Annotated in this window: 1 tRNA gene and 1 rRNA gene; both read left to right on the plus strand. The window is 49.3% G+C overall.

From position 1 onward, the window contains the following. Nucleotides 1–74: 74 nt before the first annotated feature. Nucleotides 75–149, plus strand: a tRNA-Ala gene (locus ABD353_RS39650). 169 nt (nucleotides 150–318) lie between these two features. Beyond that, a 23S ribosomal RNA gene (locus ABD353_RS39655) occupies nucleotides 319–1,137 on the plus strand; the annotation flags it as partial.

Genomic DNA, 1,137 nt, shown 5'->3' on the forward strand with positions numbered 1-1,137 from the left:
GTCTTGTCAGACCCACCATGACTTTGACTGGTTGAAGTTATAGATAAAAGATACATGATTGATGATGTAAGCTGGGGACTTAGCTTAGTTGGTAGAGCGCCTGCTTTGCACGCAGGAGGTCTGCGGTTCGATCCCGCATAGCTCCACCATCTTTACTGCGAACACAAGAAAACTTCAGAGTGAACCTGAAAAGGTGCACTGCGAAGTTTTGCTCTTTAAAAATCTGGATCAAGCTGAAAATTGAAACGACACACAGTTAATGTGTGTTCGAGTCTCTCAAATTTTCGCAATCAGAAGTGAAACATCTTCGGGTTGTGAGGTTAAGCGACTAAGCGTACACGGTGGATGCCCTGGCAGTCAGAGGCGATGAAGGACGTGCTAATCTGCGAAAAGCGTCGGTAAGGTGATATGAACCGTTATAACCGGCGATGTCCGAATGGGGAAACCCAGTGTGATTCGTCACACTATCGTTAACTGAATACATAGGTTAACGAGGCGAACCGGGGGAACTGAAACATCTAAGTACCCCGAGGAAAAGAAATCAACCGAGATTCCCCCAGTAGCGGCGAGCGAACGGGGAGCAGCCCAGAGTCTGAATCAGCTTGTGTGTTAGTGGAACGGTCTGGAAAGTCCGACGGTACAGGGTGATAGTCCCGTACACCAAAATGCACAGGTTGTGAACTCGAAGAGTAGGGCGGGACACGTGGTATCCTGTCTGAATATGGGGGGACCATCCTCCAAGGCTAAATACTCCTGACTGACCGATAGTGAACCAGTACCGTGAGGGAAAGGCGAAAAGAACCCCGGCGAGGGGAGTGAAAAAGAACCTGAAACCGTGTACGTACAAGCAGTGGGAGCACCTTCGGGTGTGACTGCGTACCTTTTGTATAATGGGTCAGCGACTTATATTCTGTAGCAAGGTTAACCGTATAGGGGAGCCGCAGGGAAACCGAGTCTTAACTGGGCGTTAAGTTGCAGGGTATAGACCCGAAACCCGGTGATCTAGCCATGGGCAGGTTGAAGGTTGGGTAACACTAACTGGAGGACCGAACCGACTAATGTTGAAAAATTAGCGGATGACTTGTGGTTAGGGGTGAAAGGCCAATCAAACTCCGTGATAGCTGGTTCTCCCCGAAA

The organism is Kitasatospora arboriphila (genome assembly GCF_039528095.1).
In the GTDB taxonomy this organism is placed as follows: domain Bacteria; phylum Actinomycetota; class Actinomycetes; order Streptomycetales; family Streptomycetaceae; genus Kitasatospora; species Kitasatospora arboriphila.